We start from the raw sequence: 16,765 nt of genomic DNA, 5'->3' as shown, positions 1-16,765 counted from the left end.
GTTAGGGGATATAGCGAGATGAATATAGAACAATTTCAATCTATGCTAGTAGAAAGAGGTATTACTCTTTCTGCTAGGCAGTTAGAGCAATTTGAAATCTATTTTGAGACGTTAGTTGAGTGGAATGAAAAAATGAACTTAACAGCAATTACAGAGAAGGAAGAAGTATATTTAAAGCACTTTTTTGATTCTATTACAGCTGCTTTCTATCATGATTTTTCAAGGCCATTTTCTGTTTGTGATGTTGGTGCAGGAGCGGGTTTTCCTAGCATCCCTTTAAAAATCTGTTTTCCAAATTTAAAAGTCACAATTGTCGATTCCTTGCAAAAACGTATTACGTTTTTAAATCATTTAGCAACAAAATTAGAATTAACTGACGTAGCATTTTGTCATGATCGTGCTGAAACATTTGGAAAAAAAGAAGGTGTACGTGAATCCTTTGATATTGTAATGGCACGCGCTGTTGCTCGTCTCTCTGTCTTAAGTGAATTGTGTTTACCGCTTGTGAAAGTAGGGGGAACATTTATTGCAATGAAAGGTTCGGCCGCAAACGAAGAAATTGAGAATGGCAAGTATGCTCTGCAAGTGCTTGGTGGTGAATTGAAAGGAATTGCTACGTTCCAATTACCATTTGAGGAAAGCGAACGTAACATCTTATTGATTGAGAAAAAGAGAAAAACACCAAATAAATATCCGCGTAAGCCAGGGACACCGAATAAATTACCTATTGAAAAATAAATCTTATTAGACGTAAGATTAAGTTATATAAAGTGAAACTTCTATCAGTAAGTTTGTTTATCATCACTGATGGTTAGTTGAACGATTCGGGCTTTTTACAGGCAGTTATCCACCACCTTTTTTTGGATCCTCATAATATTGAGGCGGGGACTTACTGCCCGTTAGAGCGGAATAAAGACGTAAATGTTTCACATGAAACATTTTTGTATAGAGTATTCAATAGGATTCAAAGGTGGTGGAATATGTATGAGAAACACGTTTTCTCGTTTATTTGGCTTTGGAGAGAAAGAGGCTGAATTAGCACTACAAGAAGAAAGCCATGAAGAGATAAAGCAAATTTCGTTATCAAAAATTGTTCCAAATCGCTATCAGCCACGTACAATTTTTGATGATGCCCGTATTGAAGAGCTCGCTCTTACAATTCATACGCATGGATTAATTCAACCGATTGTTGTTCGTCAGTATGAAGAAGAGAAATATGAGATTATTGCTGGTGAAAGACGTTTTCGGGCTGCAACAAAATTAGGATGGGAAACTGTCCCGGCTATTGTTAAAAATTTGAATGATACTGAGACCGCTTCTGTTGCCCTGATTGAAAATTTGCAACGAGAAGAACTTACGGCAATCGAAGAGGCTGTTGCTTATCAAAAGTTAATTGAATTACATAATTTAACGCAAGAAGCACTAGCGCAGCGACTAGGTAAAGGGCAATCTACAATTGCAAACAAACTAAGATTATTAAAGTTGCCAGAAGATGTTAAACAAGCGTTATTAGAGAAGAGTATTACAGAACGTCATGCTCGTGCCCTTATTCCGCTTAAAAATGAAGAGCTTCAATTAAAAGTTTTACAAGAAATTATTGAAAAACAATTTAATGTGAAGCAAACAGAAGATCGAATTGCTAAATTGTTAGAAGAAACGAAGCCGAAACGAAAAGCAAAGCAAAAAGCAGTAAGTCGCGATATGCGTATTGCAATGAATACAATTCGTCAATCTTTACAAATGGTTGCGAATAGCGGCTTGAATGTGAATTCGGAAGAAGAAGAATTTGATGAATACTATCAAATTACAATTAAAATTCCAAAAAAGAAGTAAGAAAGATAGAACCATAGAAAAAAGACCTCAACGTTGGAAGAGGTCTTTTTGTTTTGTCACGTATTAATGTAAGACCTCTCTGATGGAAGTTTCACTTTATAAGTACTATATTTTCTTTTAAAATTAAGAAGGAGTTTGTAAATAAATTTTGAAGTTTAATATACAGAAACAAAAGAAACAGGATTGTTTCATGTTAAAATAAAAACAATCATTTGTAGAATAAGACAGAAAGGTTGAAAGTAGGTGACATCATGGGGAAAATCATTGCCATTGCTAATCAAAAAGGTGGTGTTGGAAAAACAACAACATCGGTAAATTTAGGAGCTGGATTGGCACAAGTAGGAAAAAAAGTACTTCTTGTTGATATTGATGCACAAGGGAATGCAACGACAGGAGTCGGAATTGAAAAATCAGATTTAAATGAATGTATTTATAATGTGCTTGTAGAAGATACAGATGTTCGTGAGGTTATAAAGAGAACAGCAACTGAAAATCTAGATGTGCTTCCCGCTACTATTCAGCTAGCAGGAGCTGAAATAGAACTTGTACCGACAATTTCCCGGGAAGTTCGCCTGCAGCGTGCGCTGCAGCCAATTCGTGATGAGTATGATTATATTATTATTGATTGTCCCCCATCTTTAGGTTTATTAACCATTAACGCATTAACTGCTGCAGATTCTGTTATTATTCCTGTTCAATGTGAGTATTACGCCTTAGAGGGGTTAAGTCAATTGTTGAATACAGTTCGCCTTGTACAAAAGCATTTAAATAAAAATTTAGCAATTCAAGGTGTTTTACTAACAATGTTGGATGCTCGTACAAACTTAGGGTTACAAGTAATTGATGAAGTGAAGAAATATTTCCGAGATAAAGTATATAGTTCGATTATTCCGCGTAATGTGCGTTTAAGTGAAGCGCCGAGTCATGGTAAACCAATTATGATGTATGATGCTAAGTCGAGGGGGGCGGAAGTGTATTTAGATTTAGCAAAGGAAGTGATTGCAGGTGGCTAAAGGACTAGGAAGAGGGATTAATGCGTTTTTTCCAGATTTGGATGTGAAAGAGGAAGAAACAATTCAAGAATTGCAAGTAAACGAATTACGTCCTAACCCATATCAGCCGCGTAAATATTTTCACAAGGAAGCAATTCAAGAGCTAGCATCATCCATTAAAGAACATGGAATTTTACAACCGCTTATTGTTCGAAAAAGTATTAAAGGATATGAAATTGTTGCAGGAGAACGAAGATTTCGTGCCGCTAAAGAAGCAAATCTCGAAACGGTTCCTGTTGTTGTTCGAGATTTAAATGAGCAACAAATGATGGAACTTGCGCTATTAGAGAACTTGCAACGTGAAGATTTAACGCCTATTGAGGAGGCGTTAGCGTATCAAATGCTCATGGAACAACTTAAGGTAACGCAAGAACAGTTAGCAAAGCGGCTTGGGAAAAGTAGGCCACATATTGCTAACCACATTCGTTTACTATCCCTCCCACCTTTTGTACAAGAGATGATTTCAAATGGAACGATTTCTATGGGACATGGACGAACATTGCTTGCTTTAAAAGATAAAACACAAATCAATAGTTTATTACAACGAATTGAAAAAGAAGGATTAAATGTCCGGCAGTTAGAACAAATTATTCAGCAGATGAATGAATATGTTTCACGTGAAACAAAGAAACAAAAACCAGAAAGAAATATCTTTTTCGAGGAGCAAGAAACGGTGTTACGAGAGCGATTTGGAACTGCTGTGAAAATTAAAGAAACGAAGCAAGAAAAAGGAAAAATTGAAATTCAATTTTTCAATAAGGGTGATTTACAACGTATTTTAGAACTTTTAGCAGGAGAACAATAAAAATAAACCATCTCTACTTATAGATGGTTTATTTTTTTCATTACAGCAAGTTTTTTATCTGTTTCAATAATACTTTTCGCAATGCTGGTAGCCATGTTCATAACAAGGTTTAATCTTGTGTTTTGCAGTACAAAGAATTCCATAAATCCATTTAAATTTACAATGCCATGGATATGCATATCACCAATTGCAGGGAGTTTTTTATTCATAGCGGCTCCAGGTTTACTAGGTCCTTTTCCAATTGTAATGGAACCAATATTTTGAGATTTTCCTAGACATGCATCAATTGCGATAATAAAGGGATTCATAAATGTTTTGTGTATTTCTGTAATCGTTTCTTCTAAGTTTAAAGCATGGACTGGTGATTCTAATGTTCCGTATAAATGAAAATTTTGAATGTTATAATCTTGTAGTTTTGAACCAACAAGGGGGCCTAATGCATCACCTGTTGATCGGTCTGTCCCAATACAAAGTACAATAAGTGGAGGGTTTGTTTCGATTGGGAGATGAGAGAGCAGAAAACTGCTAATTGTTTGATTGCAATTTGCATCATGATGCATAACCTGCTGCGAATCTTTTTCAAAAAAAGGTAAGCGAAAACTTCCGATATTCACGAAGCATCCATCCTTTAATAGAATTTATCGAATTCATATGAATTCGATTTTCCTAAAAACGATTGCATGTCATACATTCTTTTGAATGTATGACTTATATTGCTTTTATTGTTAGGGGAACTTCATTATTATGTTAAGTAGGAATTGAGAAATATTTCTAATTTACCCTATTGGTGGAGATGGCATTCTGTTGTAAAAAGGTGAATTATGAGTAGAAAGAAATGTATATTTTTATATCTAGATACCTTATAAAATATGAATGCTTGTGAAGTATGTCATGTAGCCTAAAGAATACTAGTACTAGTATATAAAAAAAGTTGTTATTTTATACCTTATAGAGTGTGAAAATAAAAGCGTATGAAAGAACTTTTTTCGTAAAATATAGGAGAAATTCTGTTACAATAAATAATGAATATGAGGTAGAAAGGTAGGTCGCGATGAAAGGACTTCACGACTTATATACAAAACTTACAAACTGGTTGTTAGATATGGGATTGTGGGAAAATATTGGTCTTGGTTTACTGCAAATTGCACTTATTTTGCTTATTTCAAGTATAGTTATTCGAATTGGCAGGGCAATTATCAGTAATGCTTTCAAAATAAAGACAAAATCACCAATTCAAATTTCTGAAAGAAGAACGATGACGTTAGCAAAATTATTAGAAAATATTTTTACTTATGTTATCTTTTTCGTTGTAATAATCGCTATTTTAGGGGTATTTGGAATTGATACAAAAGGATTATTAGCCGGTGCAGGAGTTGTTGGTTTAGCGGTTGGTTTTGGTGCACAAAACTTAGTCAAAGACGTTATCACGGGATTCTTCATTTTATTAGAGGATCAATTTTCAGTAGGAGACTATGTACGCTTAGGGCAATTTGAAGGAGTTATTCAAGAGATTGGATTGCGTACAACAAAAATGAAGAAATGGACAGGTGAAATTCATATTATTCCAAATGGAAATATTAAGGAAGTAACAAATTTCTCTGTTACTAATAGTGTTGCCTTTGTAGATGTATCTATTTCATATGAAAGTGATATTGAACATGCAGAAAAAGTTCTTGAAAAGTTATTGGATGAATTACCAACAAGGTATGAGCAAATGGTTGCTCGTCCGCAATTATTAGGTGTACAGAGTTTGGCGGCATCAGAAGTTGTTTTAAGGGTTACAGCTGAAGTAGAACCGATGCAACATTTTGTAGTAGCGAGAGCACTTCGTAAAGAAATTAAGAATCGTCTTGATTTACATGGTATTGAAATTCCATATCCACGTATGGTTCTATATAACCGTGAAGAGCTGATGAGTGAAAAGGCAAATTAGCAGTGAGAGGAGTTTAGAGCATGGAGCAAAAGCAATATAACTTGTACGATGTAGTAGAAATGAAAAAGGCTCATCCATGCGGTGAAAATCGTTGGAAGATTATTCGCATGGGAATGGATATTCGTATTAAGTGCGAGGGGTGCGGCCATTCGGTACTGATTCCTCGAAGAGAATTTGATCGTAAGGTGAAGAAAATACTTATAAAGCATGAAGAATAGATGAAAAAATAAACAGCGGCTGTTGCAACTGTTTATTTTTTTCGCTAGTACTATTTGTAAAAATTCGATTGGTTCAACTAATAATCAGTGCGGGGCTTTATCCCCTGCTGATGGAAGGCTCTCACCAATCGGGCTCTTATGGGCAGTTATCTCCCATCTAGCTTTTTCGCTTTCTCTGAATCTTGAGGTATGGTCTTACTGCCCATGAGTAGCGGGATAAAGTGCCTTTTCTACTTCATACAGTTTCATTTTATGAAACTGTATGAAGCTTGTCATTTTATTCGTTACTATCTATAATGATGGAAGATTGAGACATAGGAGTGAAGAATATGGGATTAACGGCTGGTATCGTTGGATTACCGAACGTAGGTAAGTCAACATTATTTAATGCAATTACACAAGCAGGTGCGGAATCTGCAAACTATCCATTCTGTACAATAGATCCAAACGTTGGAATTGTAGAAGTTCCAGATCATCGTTTAAATAAATTAACAGAACTTGTTGAACCAAAGAAAACAGTGCCGACTGTTTTTGAATTTACAGATATTGCAGGTATTGTAAAAGGTGCGAGTAAAGGTGAAGGATTAGGAAATAAATTCTTATCCCATATTCGTCAGGTAGACGCAATTTGCCAAGTAGTTCGTTGTTTTGAAGATGAAAATATTACACACGTAGCGGGTAAGGTAGATCCTATTTCAGATATTGAAACAATCAACTTAGAGCTTATTTTAGCGGATTTAGAATCTGTTGATAAGCGCATTGATCGCGTGGCAAAATTAGCGAAGCAAAAAGATAAAGATGCTGCATTTGAACACGAAATTTTAGTCCGTTTAAAAGAAGCATTTGAAGAAGGTAAACCAGCTCGTACAGTTGAATTTACAGAAGAGCAAATGAAAGTAGTAAAAGGTCTTCACCTATTAACAATAAAAGAAATGCTATATGTAGCAAACGTTGGTGAAGATGATGTAATGGATCCATCTGGAAATGAATATGTACAAATTGTAAAAGAATTTGCTGCAAAAGAAAACTCTCAAGTAATTGTTGTTTGCGCAAAAATTGAATCAGAAATTGCTGAGTTAGATGAAGAAGAAAAGAGAGTCTTCCTTGAAGAACTAGGCATTGCGGAATCTGGTTTAGATCAATTAATTCGTGCAGCGTATGATTTATTAGGGTTGGCTACTTATTTTACAGCGGGTGTACAAGAAGTACGTGCTTGGACATTTAAAACAGGAATGAAAGCACCGCAATGTGCGGGAATCATTCATACAGATTTTGAACGTGGATTTATTCGTGCAGAAACAGTATCTTATGATGACTTAATGGAAAATGGTTCTATGACAGCTGCCAAAGAAGCTGGAAAAGTACGATTAGAAGGAAAAGAATACGTTATGAAAGACGGAGATGTTGTACACTTCCGCTTTAATGTATAATTTTTTTATTTCCTAGGAAAAAAATAAAGTGAAACTTCCATTAGCGGGGGAATGAAGCCCCCCGCTGATGGAAAGCTCTCACCAATCGGGCTCTTACGGACGGTTATCCCCCACCTAGCTTCTTCGCTTTCTCTGAATCTTGAGGTGGGGATCTTACTGCTCACGAGTAGCGGGATAAAGTATTTAACTTGGCAAATTCATTAGGTTTGCCAAGTTTTTTATGTTTCCGTCAGTTGCTTCCTCTAACTTACTATGATATAATCTAAACTCGTGAGTAATTACTATAAATTAATTGCTCCTTGCCCAGTATGGGCCGTTTAGACCAAAAGGAGGTGAAAGTGTAATGAAAAAGTACGAAATCATGTACATCATTCGTCCAAACATGGAAGAAGAAGCTCAAAAAGCTTTAGTTGAACGTTTTGCAGGCGTTTTAACTGAAAATGGTGCAGAAATCATTAACACAAAAGATTGGGGTAAGCGTCGTTTAGCTTACGAAATCAACGACTTACGTGACGGTTTCTACATGATCTTAAACGTAAATTCTAATCCAGAAGCGATTAATGAATTCGATCGTTTAGCTAAGATCAGCGAAGATATCATTCGTCACATCGTTGTTAAAAACGAAGAATAATCATTAAGATATATAGGGAGAGTGGTTCGATTGATGAATCGTGTTATACTCGTTGGTCGTTTAACTAAGGACCCTGACTTACGTTACACGCCAAACGGTGTTGCAGTAGCTACTTTCACGTTAGCTGTGAATCGCGCATTTACGAATCAGCAAGGTGAGCGTGAAGCTGACTTTATTAACTGTGTAATATGGCGTAAACAAGCAGAGAACGTGGCGAATTATTTGAAAAAAGGTAGCTTAGCAGGCGTAGATGGACGTCTTCAAACTCGTAATTACGATGGACAAGATGGTAAGCGTGTATATGTAACAGAAGTTCTAGCGGAGAACGTACAGTTTTTAGAACCGCGTAATAGCGGTGGTGAGCAACGCGGTTCATTCAATCAGCAACCATCGGGAGCAGGATTCGGAAATCAAGGCTCTCAAAACCCATTTGGTCAATCTGGTAACAATGGCAATAATGCTGGCTTTACTAGAAATGACGATCCATTTGCAAATGTAGGTCAACCAATCGATATTTCGGATGATGACTTACCATTTTAATGGTATAGAACGAATATTTTAAAACAGAATGGAGGGAAATGAACATGGCAGGTGGACGCAAAGGTGGACGTGCGAAACGTCGTAAAGTATGTTTCTTTACATCTAACGGTATCACTAACATCGATTACAAAGATGTAGATTTATTAAAACGCTTCGTATCTGAGCGTGGTAAAATTTTACCACGTCGTGTAACAGGTACTAGCGCAAAATACCAACGCAAATTAACAGTTGCAATCAAACGTGCTCGTCAAATGGCACTTTTACCATATGTTGGTGAATAATAACGCATGAAATGCACAGTAGAGTGTCACTCTACTGTGCATTTTGCTATTCTTTTCTTTTTTATCCCATATTAATGGATAGTAAGACCCCCACCTCAAGATTTAAAGAGAAACAAGGGAGATAGGTGGGGGATAACTGCTGGCATGTGCCCGATTGGGCGGGATTTCCATCAGTAGGCGATGAAAAAACACTGATGGAAGTTTTATTTTATAAGAAAGAAGGTGTGAATAATGAAGCGTACACGACTCATTACAGAAGGAGCAGTTTTACTTGCTTTATATGCTGTCTTGCTTCTTGCTTCTCTGTATATGCCTATTTTAGGGATTGTATGTATATTTGCATTGCCGTTGCCATTTCTTATTTTTACGATAAGATACCCATTAAGTAGTGCTTTTATATTATTAGGAGCAGCGATGCTTGTAACACTTATTGTTAGTTCGCCTCTTAGTATTGTGAATACAATTATGTTCGGAATAACAGGTATTGTATTAGGACATATGTATAAAAAGAAAAAGAGTATTATTGAAATTTTATTAGTAGGGACACTTGTATATCTTGTAAGTTTTGTATTGCTGTATGTTGTCAGCGTGAAGTTTTTTAATATCGACTTTATTAAACAAATGGAAGACATGTTTAAGCAATCCATGGAACAAAGCGAGAAATTTATGAAAATGGCAGGTACACCTGTAAATGAAGAGCAACTAGCTGAATTGAAAAAGGTGGGTAATACAATTCGTTTGCTTGCACCAACTTTACTTGCTATGGGATCACTTTTTTATTCTTGGATTACAATTTTAATTTCTAATCGTGTTTTAAAACGATTAAAGTACACGACGGAATCTTGGCCGAAATTTCGTGATATACAAATTCCTAAGAATATTGTTTGGTTATACGTCGTTGTTGTTTTACTGTCCTCTTTTACAAAAATAGAAGCAGGATCATATTTAGAAATGGTGTTTTTAAATTTATCGGCAATTTTCTCCTTGTTACTGCTGTTTCAAGGTTTTTCATTCCTTGCTTTTTTTACAAATGCAAAAGGATATAATAAGGCTATTCTAATCTTAGTTTTTGTTGTAGGTTTGTTTGTACCAGTTTTGTTCCCTCTTGTGACAATCTTAGGTATAATTGATTTAGGCTTTTCGTTACGGTCGAAAGTACAGGTAAAATAAGTAGTTGAAAAAGTGCTTTTTATAAGCATTTTTTTGTAACGAAACATAGAAATATAAACCTTTATCCTGCACGTAATGGGACTGTAAGACTCTGTAAATGGGGATAAGTCTGGTGGATTTGACTAAATATCAGTAGGGAATGAAGACCTGACTGATAGAAGTTTCACTTTATAGGAGTTGTATATATGCCTGAATTTTATAAGAAACAGCGGTTTTTGTATCCTGTTTATGTGTTGGCATTTCTAGCGTTTGTACTCATTACAATTCTCGTTTATTTTCATTGGTTGACGGGGATGATTTCCTTCGTTGTCTTTTGTATTGTTTTATTTTTTACTATTAAATTTGAGCTTGCATTTCAAAAACGTTTTGAAAAGTATACGAATGATACGATTACAAGAGTTAAAAAGGTAAGTAATGAGGCTTTCAATCAAATGCCAATTGGAATTTTACTATATAATAAGGATTATGGAATCGACTGGGCAAACCCATATTTATCTTCCTGTTTAGGGCAGCATTCGTTAGCTGGATGGCACCTGTATGATCTATCAGAGACCCTACTTCTATTTACAAAAGGTGAAACAGCTAATGATATTGTATCTTTGAACAATCGGAAATTTCGTGTGTTTGCCAGGAAAGAAGAAAAGTTAATTTATTTCTTTGATGTGACAGAGCAAACAGAGATTGAGAAAATGTATGAAGACCAAAGAACGGTACTCGCTGTCATCTATTTAGATAACTATGATGAAGTTACGCAAGGACTAGATGATCAATTGCGTACAAACATTACAAGCCATGTTACATCTTTGTTGAATGAATGGGCTGTGAAACATGGAGCTTATTTGAAACGTGCTTCATCTGAGCGTTTTTTCGTTGTGTTAAATGAAAGTATTTTAGCGCAAATGGAGAAAGGGAAATTTGATATTTTAGACCAAGTACGTGAAGAAACGTCTAAACGAAATATTCCTCTTACATTGAGTATTGGTGTTGGTTCTGGTGATTTATCGTTAGCAGAGCTTGGGGCTATGGCGCAATCAGGTCTTGATTTGGCACTTGGACGAGGTGGAGATCAAGTGACAATTAAACAAGCTACAGGGAAAGTAAAGTTTTATGGCGGGAAAACGAATCCGGTGGAAAAACGCACTCGTGTACGTGCACGCGTTATTTCGCATGCTCTAAAAGATCTTGTGTTAGAAAGCAGCAATATCATTATTATGGGGCACAGGGCACCGGATATGGATGCAATTGGAGCTGCAATTGGGATTTTAAAAGTAGCACAGCTGAATGAACGCCAAGGATATATCGTATTAGATGAAAATGATTCTGATAAAGGAATTAAGCGTTTAATGGACGAAGTTAAGCAGCACGAGGAATTATGGTCGCGCTTTATTACACCGCAGCAGGCGCTTGAATTTGCAAATGATGATTCGCTTCTTGTTGTAGTGGATACACATAAGCCGTCCATGGTCATGGAAAAAAGGTTGCTTGATAAGATTGAAAATGTAGTTGTAATTGACCATCATCGCCGCGGTGAGGACTTTATTGAGGACCCGTTGCTTGTTTATATGGAACCATATGCATCTTCTACGGCAGAACTTGTAACAGAGCTGTTGGAATATCAGCCTAAGCGCTTAAAAATGAATATGCTAGAGGCGACGGCTTTACTTGCGGGCATTATTGTGGATACCAAGAGTTTTACATTCCGCACTGGAGCACGCACATTTGATGCAGCCTCGTATCTTCGTTCACATGGTGCAGATACTGTATTGGTACAAAAGTTATTAAAAGAAGATATGGAGCATTATTTACAGATTGCAAAAACAATCCGAAATGCGTACATTTATAAAAATGGAATTGCGATTGCAAAGGTAGATGGCGATGGGTTTTATGATCAAGTCTTAATTGCACAATCAGCTGATACATTGCTGACAATGACGGGAATAGTCGCTTCTTTCGTAATTGCACAGCGTAGTGAAACTGTTATTGGTATTAGTGGACGTTCTTTAGGAGAGGTAAATGTACAGCTTATTATGGAGCATTTAGGTGGGGGCGGTCATTTAACAAACGCCGCAACGCAAATGCAAGACATATCGATTGATGAAGCAGAAGCAAAACTACAATCTGTTATAAATGAGTATTTAGAGGGAGGAACACAATCATGAAAGTAATTTTTCTAAAAGACGTAAAAGGTAAAGGTAAAAAAGGGGAAGTAAAAAACGTACCAGACGGTTATGCGAATAACTTTTTACTAAAACAAGGTCTTGCAGTTGAAGCAACAAACGCAAATGTGAAAACATTAGATGCGAAGAAACGCAAGGAAGAAAAAGATGCAGAATTAGAGCTTGAAAAATGCAAGGAATTAAAAGAAACTCTAGAAAAATTAACAGTAGAGTTAAAAGCGAAATCAGGTGAAGGTGGCCGTTTATTTGGTTCTATAACAAGTAAACAAATTGTAGATGGCTTACAAAAAGCTCATAACATTAAACTTGATAAACGCAAATTTGAGATGGATGACGCAATTCGTGCGTTAGGATATACGAATGTTACTGTGAAATTACACCCACAAGTGACGGCGACAGTAAAAGTACATGTTACTGAACAATAAACAAAAGATTAAAGAGGAGGTTTGCGTATGAGTGACGTATTTGCTGATCGTACCCCTCCGCATAATATTGAGGCTGAACAAGCCGTTTTAGGGGCTATTTTTCTTGATCAAGAAGCATTAACATCAGCTTCGGAAATGCTAATGCCAGAAGACTTCTATCGAACGGCACATCAAAAAATTTATCAAATGATGCTTGATCTTTCTGATAAAGGAGAGCCAATTGATTTAGTTACTGCAACAGCAGCTCTTGCTGATCAAAATTTGTTAGAAGAAATCGGCGGTGTTTCCTATTTAGCTGAACTAGCGGAAGCTGTGCCGACAGCTGCCAATGTTGGATATTATGCGCGCATTATCGCAGAAAAATCGATTTTGCGCCGGCTTATTCGAACAGCAACGCATATTGTGTCGGATGGTTATGAACGAGAAGATGATGTAGAGAGCCTGTTAAATGAAGCAGAGAAAAAAATATTAGAAGTATCTCAGCGTACGAACACAAAGGGATTTCAAAATATTAAAGATGTTCTTGTGGCAGCTTACGATAAAATTGAATTATTGCATAATCAAAAAGGTGAAATTACAGGAATTCCAACTGGTTTCACAGAGTTAGATCGTATGACAGCGGGTTTCCAGCGTAATGATTTAATTATTGTAGCAGCGCGTCCATCTGTAGGGAAAACAGCATTTTCTTTAAACATTGCTCAAAATGTTGCTACGAAAACGGATGAAAATGTTGCGATTTTTAGTTTGGAGATGGGAGCCGATCAGCTCGTTATGCGTATGCTTTGTGCAGAAGGAAATATTGATGCGCAGCGTCTTCGTACGGGATCTTTAACTTCAGATGACTGGGCGAAATTGACGATGGCGATGGGGAGTCTCTCAAATGCAGGTATTTTTATTGATGATACACCGGGGATTCGCGTTAGTGAAATTCGGGCAAAATGCCGACGCTTGAAACAAGAACACGGTCTCGGAATGATTTTAATCGATTATTTACAACTTATTCAGGGTAGTGGGAAATCGGGTGAAAACCGTCAGCAAGAAGTATCAGAAATTTCTCGTACACTAAAAGGGCTCGCTCGTGAACTAGAAGTTCCAGTGATTGCCTTATCTCAGCTCTCTCGTGGTGTTGAGTCTCGTCAAGATAAGCGTCCGATGATGTCTGATATTCGTGAATCAGGAAGTATTGAGCAGGATGCCGATATAGTAGCCTTTTTATATCGTGAAGACTACTATGACCGGGAAACAGAAAATAAAAATACAATTGAAATTATTATTGCTAAGCAGCGTAATGGTCCAGTAGGTTCGGTTGAACTGGCGTTTGTGAAGGAATTTAACAAATTCGTAAACTTAGAACGACGTTTTGATGAGGGTCATGCACCGCCAGCTTAGTGAAGGTATAAAAAAGAAGCACATTTCTTATAATAAAATGTGCTTCTTTTTTGTTTGTGAAAAATATTTCTTACGAACAAAAGGGATAAAAGTGAAAAAAATGTTCGTTTTTAAATTGACTTCTCTTTGCATTTTGGTACAATTATATTGTTTGAAAAGTTCGTTTGAAAATTGCGGAGGTGCTTGAATAATGTCTTCAGTAGTAGTTGTAGGAACACAATGGGGCGATGAAGGAAAAGGTAAAATTACTGATTTTCTTTCTGAACATGCGGAAGTAGTTGCAAGATATCAAGGTGGAAATAACGCAGGACATACAATCGTTTTCGGCGGTGTTAAGTATAAATTGCACTTAATTCCATCTGGTATTTTTTATAAAGAAAAAATTTGTGTTATCGGAAACGGTATGGTAGTAGATCCGAAAGCATTACTTGAGGAATTAAAATATTTACATGATCGTGGTGTAAGCACTGATAATTTACGTATCAGTAACCGTGCGCACGTTATTTTACCTTATCATTTAAAACAAGATGAGTTAGAAGAAGAGCGTAAAGGTGATAATAAAATTGGTACAACGAAAAAAGGTATCGGCCCTGCATACATGGATAAAGCAGCTCGTGTTGGTATTCGTATGGCAGACCTTTTAGATCGTGAAGCATTTAAAGAAAAGCTAGAGCGCAACCTTGCGGAAAAAAATCGTTTATTTGAAAAAATGTACGATGCAGAAGGCTTCAATGCTGACGAGATTTTTGAAGAATATTATGAGTATGGACAACGAATTGCACAATACGTATGTGATACATCTGTTGTTTTAAATGATGCATTAGATGAAGGCCGCCGCGTATTATTTGAAGGTGCACAAGGCGTTATGCTTGATATCGACCAAGGTACGTACCCATTCGTTACATCTTCTAACCCAGTGGCTGGTGGTGTAACAATTGGTTCTGGTGTTGGTCCTTCTAAAATTCACCGCGTTGTAGGTGTATGTAAAGCATATACAAGCCGTGTAGGGGATGGCCCATTCCCAACTGAGTTACATGATGAAATCGGCAATCAAATTCGTGAAGTTGGTCGTGAATATGGTACAACAACAGGTCGTCCACGCCGTGTTGGTTGGTTCGATAGCGTTGTTGTAAGACATGCTCGTCGCGTTAGTGGTCTTACAGACTTATCTTTAAACTCTATCGACGTATTAACAGGTATTCCAACTTTGAAAATCTGTATTGGATATAAATATAACGGAGAAATTCTTGATGAAGTTCCAGCAAACTTAAACATTTTAGCAAAATGCGAGCCAGTATATGAAGAGCTTCCAGGCTGGACAGAAGATATTACAGGTGTAAGAACATTAGCTGATCTTCCTGAAAATGCAAGACATTATGTAGAGCGTGTGTCTCAATTAACAGGTATCCCATTATCTATGTTCTCTGTTGGTCCAGACCGTAATCAAACAAACATTGTTCGTAACGTATACGGCCTATAATCTTGTTTTTTTCTTAAAAGTACGGTATATTGAAAAAAGAACTCATATTCAAATGAGTTCTTTTTTCATGTTTTTATAAAAAAATGAAAAAAAGTATTGCAAAAATAAAACACCTTATGATATTATAATTCTTGTCGTCACGAAACATGACATTGGTGAGTATGAGCCATTAGCTCAGTTGGTAGAGCATCTGACTTTTAATCAGAGGGTCGAAGGTTCGAGTCCTTCATGGCTCACCATTTTATTTTCGTGGCCCGTTGGTCAAGTGGTTAAGACACCGCCCTTTCACGGCGGTAACACGGGTTCGAATCCCGTACGGGTCACTTCTTTATATATTATTTTGGTCCCGTGGTGTAGTGGTTAACATGCCTGCCTGTCACGCAGGAGATCGCCGGTTCGACCCCGGTCGGGACCGCCACTTTTGTTTAATACCACAATTAGTGGTTTTATATATATGTTTTGGCTCGGTAGCTCAGTCGGTAGAGCAGAGGACTGAAAATCCTCGTGTCGGCGGTTCGATTCCGTCCCGAGCCACTCTCAGGATATTAGGTGGGCCCACTTAATATCCTTTTTATATTGTTGAATTTTACAAATGAGAGTAGTTCTTTTACAATAGAATGAGGAAGCCTCTAGCAGTTGAAGCTAGGGGCTTTTCTGTAAGGAAGGCATTAAATATGCAGGAGGAAACTAAAATGATGGGAAAGAAAATTTTAGTCGTTGATGATGAGAAGCCAATTGCAGATATTTTAAAGTTTAACTTGGAAAAAGAAGGTTTTGAAATTGTGATGGCACACGATGGCGATGAAGCAATTGAAAAAGCAAATGAAGAACAACCGGATATGGTTTTATTAGATATTATGTTACCGGGAAAAGATGGTTTAGAGGTTTGTCGAGAAATACGAAAAAACCATGAAATGCCGATTATTATGTTAACAGCAAAAGACTCTGAAATTGATAAGGTTCTTGGACTGGAACTGGGTGCAGATGACTATGTGACAAAACCATTTAGTACGCGTGAGCTATTAGCGCGCGTAAAGGCGAATTTACGTCGTCATCAACAAGGTGGAACAGCTGAAAAAGAAGAAAATACAGAGATGATTATTGGCCCAATTGTGATTAATCCAAACGCATATAGTGTAACAAAACGTGAGGAAAGCATTGAGCTAACACATCGTGAATTTGAATTACTTCATTACTTAGCGAAGCATTTAGGACAAGTTATGACACGTGAACATTTATTACAAACCGTTTGGGGTTATGATTATTTTGGTGATGTACGTACAGTAGATGTAACTGTTCGTCGCTTACGTGAGAAAATTGAGGATAATCCAAGTCATCCGACTTTAATTGTGACAAGACGCGGTGTTGGATATTACTTACGTGATCCAGAGCAGGAGTAAT

The 16,765-nt window shown here is 36.8% G+C and carries 17 protein-coding genes and 4 tRNA genes; 20 read left to right on the top strand and 1 reads right to left on the bottom strand.

Annotated features, from left to right (window positions below):
• Positions 1–18: 18 nt before the first annotated feature.
• The 4 genes from rsmG to AB1284_RS22545 all read left to right on the top strand — a co-directional run bounded on the left by rsmG (position 19) and on the right by AB1284_RS22545 (position 3,690).
• Positions 19–738 carry a 16S rRNA (guanine(527)-N(7))-methyltransferase RsmG gene (gene rsmG, locus AB1284_RS22560; RefSeq protein ID WP_429752901.1) on the top strand — a complete coding sequence of 240 codons (720 nt, stop codon included), beginning with the start codon at positions 19–21 and terminating at the stop codon, positions 736–738.
• Positions 739–984: 246 nt separating this feature from the next.
• Positions 985–1,833 (top strand): nucleoid occlusion protein, encoded by an 849-nt coding sequence (gene noc / locus AB1284_RS22555; RefSeq protein WP_429752902.1) that lies wholly within the window; start codon positions 985–987, stop codon positions 1,831–1,833.
• Between the two features lie 251 nt (positions 1,834–2,084).
• Entirely contained in the window at positions 2,085–2,846 is a 762-nt protein-coding gene (gene soj / locus AB1284_RS22550) for a sporulation initiation inhibitor protein Soj (protein WP_429752903.1), read from the top strand.
• Positions 2,839–3,690 carry a ParB/RepB/Spo0J family partition protein gene (locus tag AB1284_RS22545; RefSeq protein WP_429752904.1) on the top strand — a complete coding sequence of 284 codons (852 nt, stop codon included), beginning with the start codon at positions 2,839–2,841 and terminating at the stop codon, positions 3,688–3,690. The genes soj and AB1284_RS22545 overlap by 8 nt, the downstream gene beginning before the upstream one ends.
• A gap of 17 nt (positions 3,691–3,707) precedes the next feature.
• Here the strand turns inward: AB1284_RS22545 and yyaC are convergent, their stop codons facing one another.
• Entirely contained in the window at positions 3,708–4,304 is a 597-nt protein-coding gene (yyaC, locus tag AB1284_RS22540) for a spore protease YyaC (RefSeq protein WP_429752905.1), read from the bottom strand.
• Positions 4,305–4,741: 437 nt separating this feature from the next.
• Here yyaC and AB1284_RS22535 point away from each other — a divergent pair, with 437 nt between their 5' ends.
• The 16 genes from AB1284_RS22535 to walR all read left to right on the top strand — a co-directional run bounded on the left by AB1284_RS22535 (position 4,742) and on the right by walR (position 16,764).
• Positions 4,742–5,623, top strand: a complete 882-nt coding sequence (locus tag AB1284_RS22535; protein ID WP_429752906.1) for a mechanosensitive ion channel family protein — start codon at positions 4,742–4,744, stop codon at positions 5,621–5,623.
• Positions 5,624–5,643: 20 nt separating this feature from the next.
• Entirely contained in the window at positions 5,644–5,841 is a 198-nt protein-coding gene (locus AB1284_RS22530; protein ID WP_429752907.1) for a DUF951 domain-containing protein, read from the top strand.
• Positions 5,842–6,170: 329 nt separating this feature from the next.
• Positions 6,171–7,271: a redox-regulated ATPase YchF gene (gene ychF, locus AB1284_RS22525; protein ID WP_429752908.1), complete on the top strand. Its 1,101-nt coding sequence runs from the start codon at positions 6,171–6,173 to the stop codon at positions 7,269–7,271.
• Positions 7,272–7,614: 343 nt separating this feature from the next.
• Positions 7,615–7,902 carry a 30S ribosomal protein S6 gene (gene rpsF, locus AB1284_RS22520; RefSeq protein ID WP_336482045.1) on the top strand — a complete coding sequence of 96 codons (288 nt, stop codon included), beginning with the start codon at positions 7,615–7,617 and terminating at the stop codon, positions 7,900–7,902.
• A 30-nt stretch (positions 7,903–7,932) separates the two neighbouring features.
• Positions 7,933–8,442, top strand: a complete 510-nt coding sequence (ssb, locus tag AB1284_RS22515) for a single-stranded DNA-binding protein (protein WP_154710359.1) — start codon at positions 7,933–7,935, stop codon at positions 8,440–8,442.
• Between the two features lie 44 nt (positions 8,443–8,486).
• Positions 8,487–8,723 carry a 30S ribosomal protein S18 gene (gene rpsR, locus AB1284_RS22510; RefSeq protein WP_098310141.1) on the top strand — a complete coding sequence of 79 codons (237 nt, stop codon included), beginning with the start codon at positions 8,487–8,489 and terminating at the stop codon, positions 8,721–8,723.
• Positions 8,724–8,954: 231 nt separating this feature from the next.
• Positions 8,955–9,893: a YybS family protein gene (locus tag AB1284_RS22505; RefSeq protein WP_429752909.1), complete on the top strand. Its 939-nt coding sequence runs from the start codon at positions 8,955–8,957 to the stop codon at positions 9,891–9,893.
• Positions 9,894–10,078: 185 nt separating this feature from the next.
• Positions 10,079–12,052 (top strand): DHH family phosphoesterase, encoded by a 1,974-nt coding sequence (locus AB1284_RS22500; RefSeq protein ID WP_429752910.1) that lies wholly within the window; start codon positions 10,079–10,081, stop codon positions 12,050–12,052.
• The gene (gene rplI / locus AB1284_RS22495; protein WP_098310138.1) at positions 12,049–12,495 is read left to right on the top strand and encodes a 50S ribosomal protein L9; all 447 of its coding nucleotides are present in this window, start codon (positions 12,049–12,051) and stop codon (positions 12,493–12,495) included. The genes AB1284_RS22500 and rplI overlap by 4 nt, the downstream gene beginning before the upstream one ends.
• Positions 12,496–12,522: 27 nt before the next feature.
• A complete protein-coding gene (dnaB, locus tag AB1284_RS22490; RefSeq protein ID WP_429752911.1) occupies positions 12,523–13,884 on the top strand; it encodes a replicative DNA helicase in 1,362 nt (453 codons plus the stop codon).
• 190 nt (positions 13,885–14,074) lie between these two features.
• Positions 14,075–15,364: an adenylosuccinate synthase gene (locus AB1284_RS22485; RefSeq protein WP_336482050.1), complete on the top strand. Its 1,290-nt coding sequence runs from the start codon at positions 14,075–14,077 to the stop codon at positions 15,362–15,364.
• 163 nt (positions 15,365–15,527) lie between these two features.
• Positions 15,528–15,603: transfer RNA gene (locus AB1284_RS22480), tRNA-Lys, on the top strand.
• A 12-nt stretch (positions 15,604–15,615) separates the two neighbouring features.
• Positions 15,616–15,687: transfer RNA gene (locus tag AB1284_RS22475), tRNA-Glu, on the top strand.
• A 19-nt stretch (positions 15,688–15,706) separates the two neighbouring features.
• A tRNA-Asp gene (locus AB1284_RS22470) sits at positions 15,707–15,782 on the top strand.
• Between the two features lie 43 nt (positions 15,783–15,825).
• Positions 15,826–15,898 (top strand) — tRNA-Phe (locus AB1284_RS22465).
• A gap of 158 nt (positions 15,899–16,056) precedes the next feature.
• Positions 16,057–16,764 carry a cell wall metabolism DNA-binding response regulator WalR gene (gene walR / locus AB1284_RS22460; protein ID WP_336482051.1) on the top strand — a complete coding sequence of 236 codons (708 nt, stop codon included), beginning with the start codon at positions 16,057–16,059 and terminating at the stop codon, positions 16,762–16,764.
• Position 16,765 lies beyond the last annotated feature (1 nt).

This window comes from Bacillus sp. S2(2024), assembly GCF_050474045.1.
GTDB lineage: Bacteria > Bacillota > Bacilli > Bacillales > Bacillaceae_G > Bacillus_A > Bacillus_A yunxiaonensis.
This window is presented reverse-complemented; position numbering and strand designations above follow the sequence as displayed.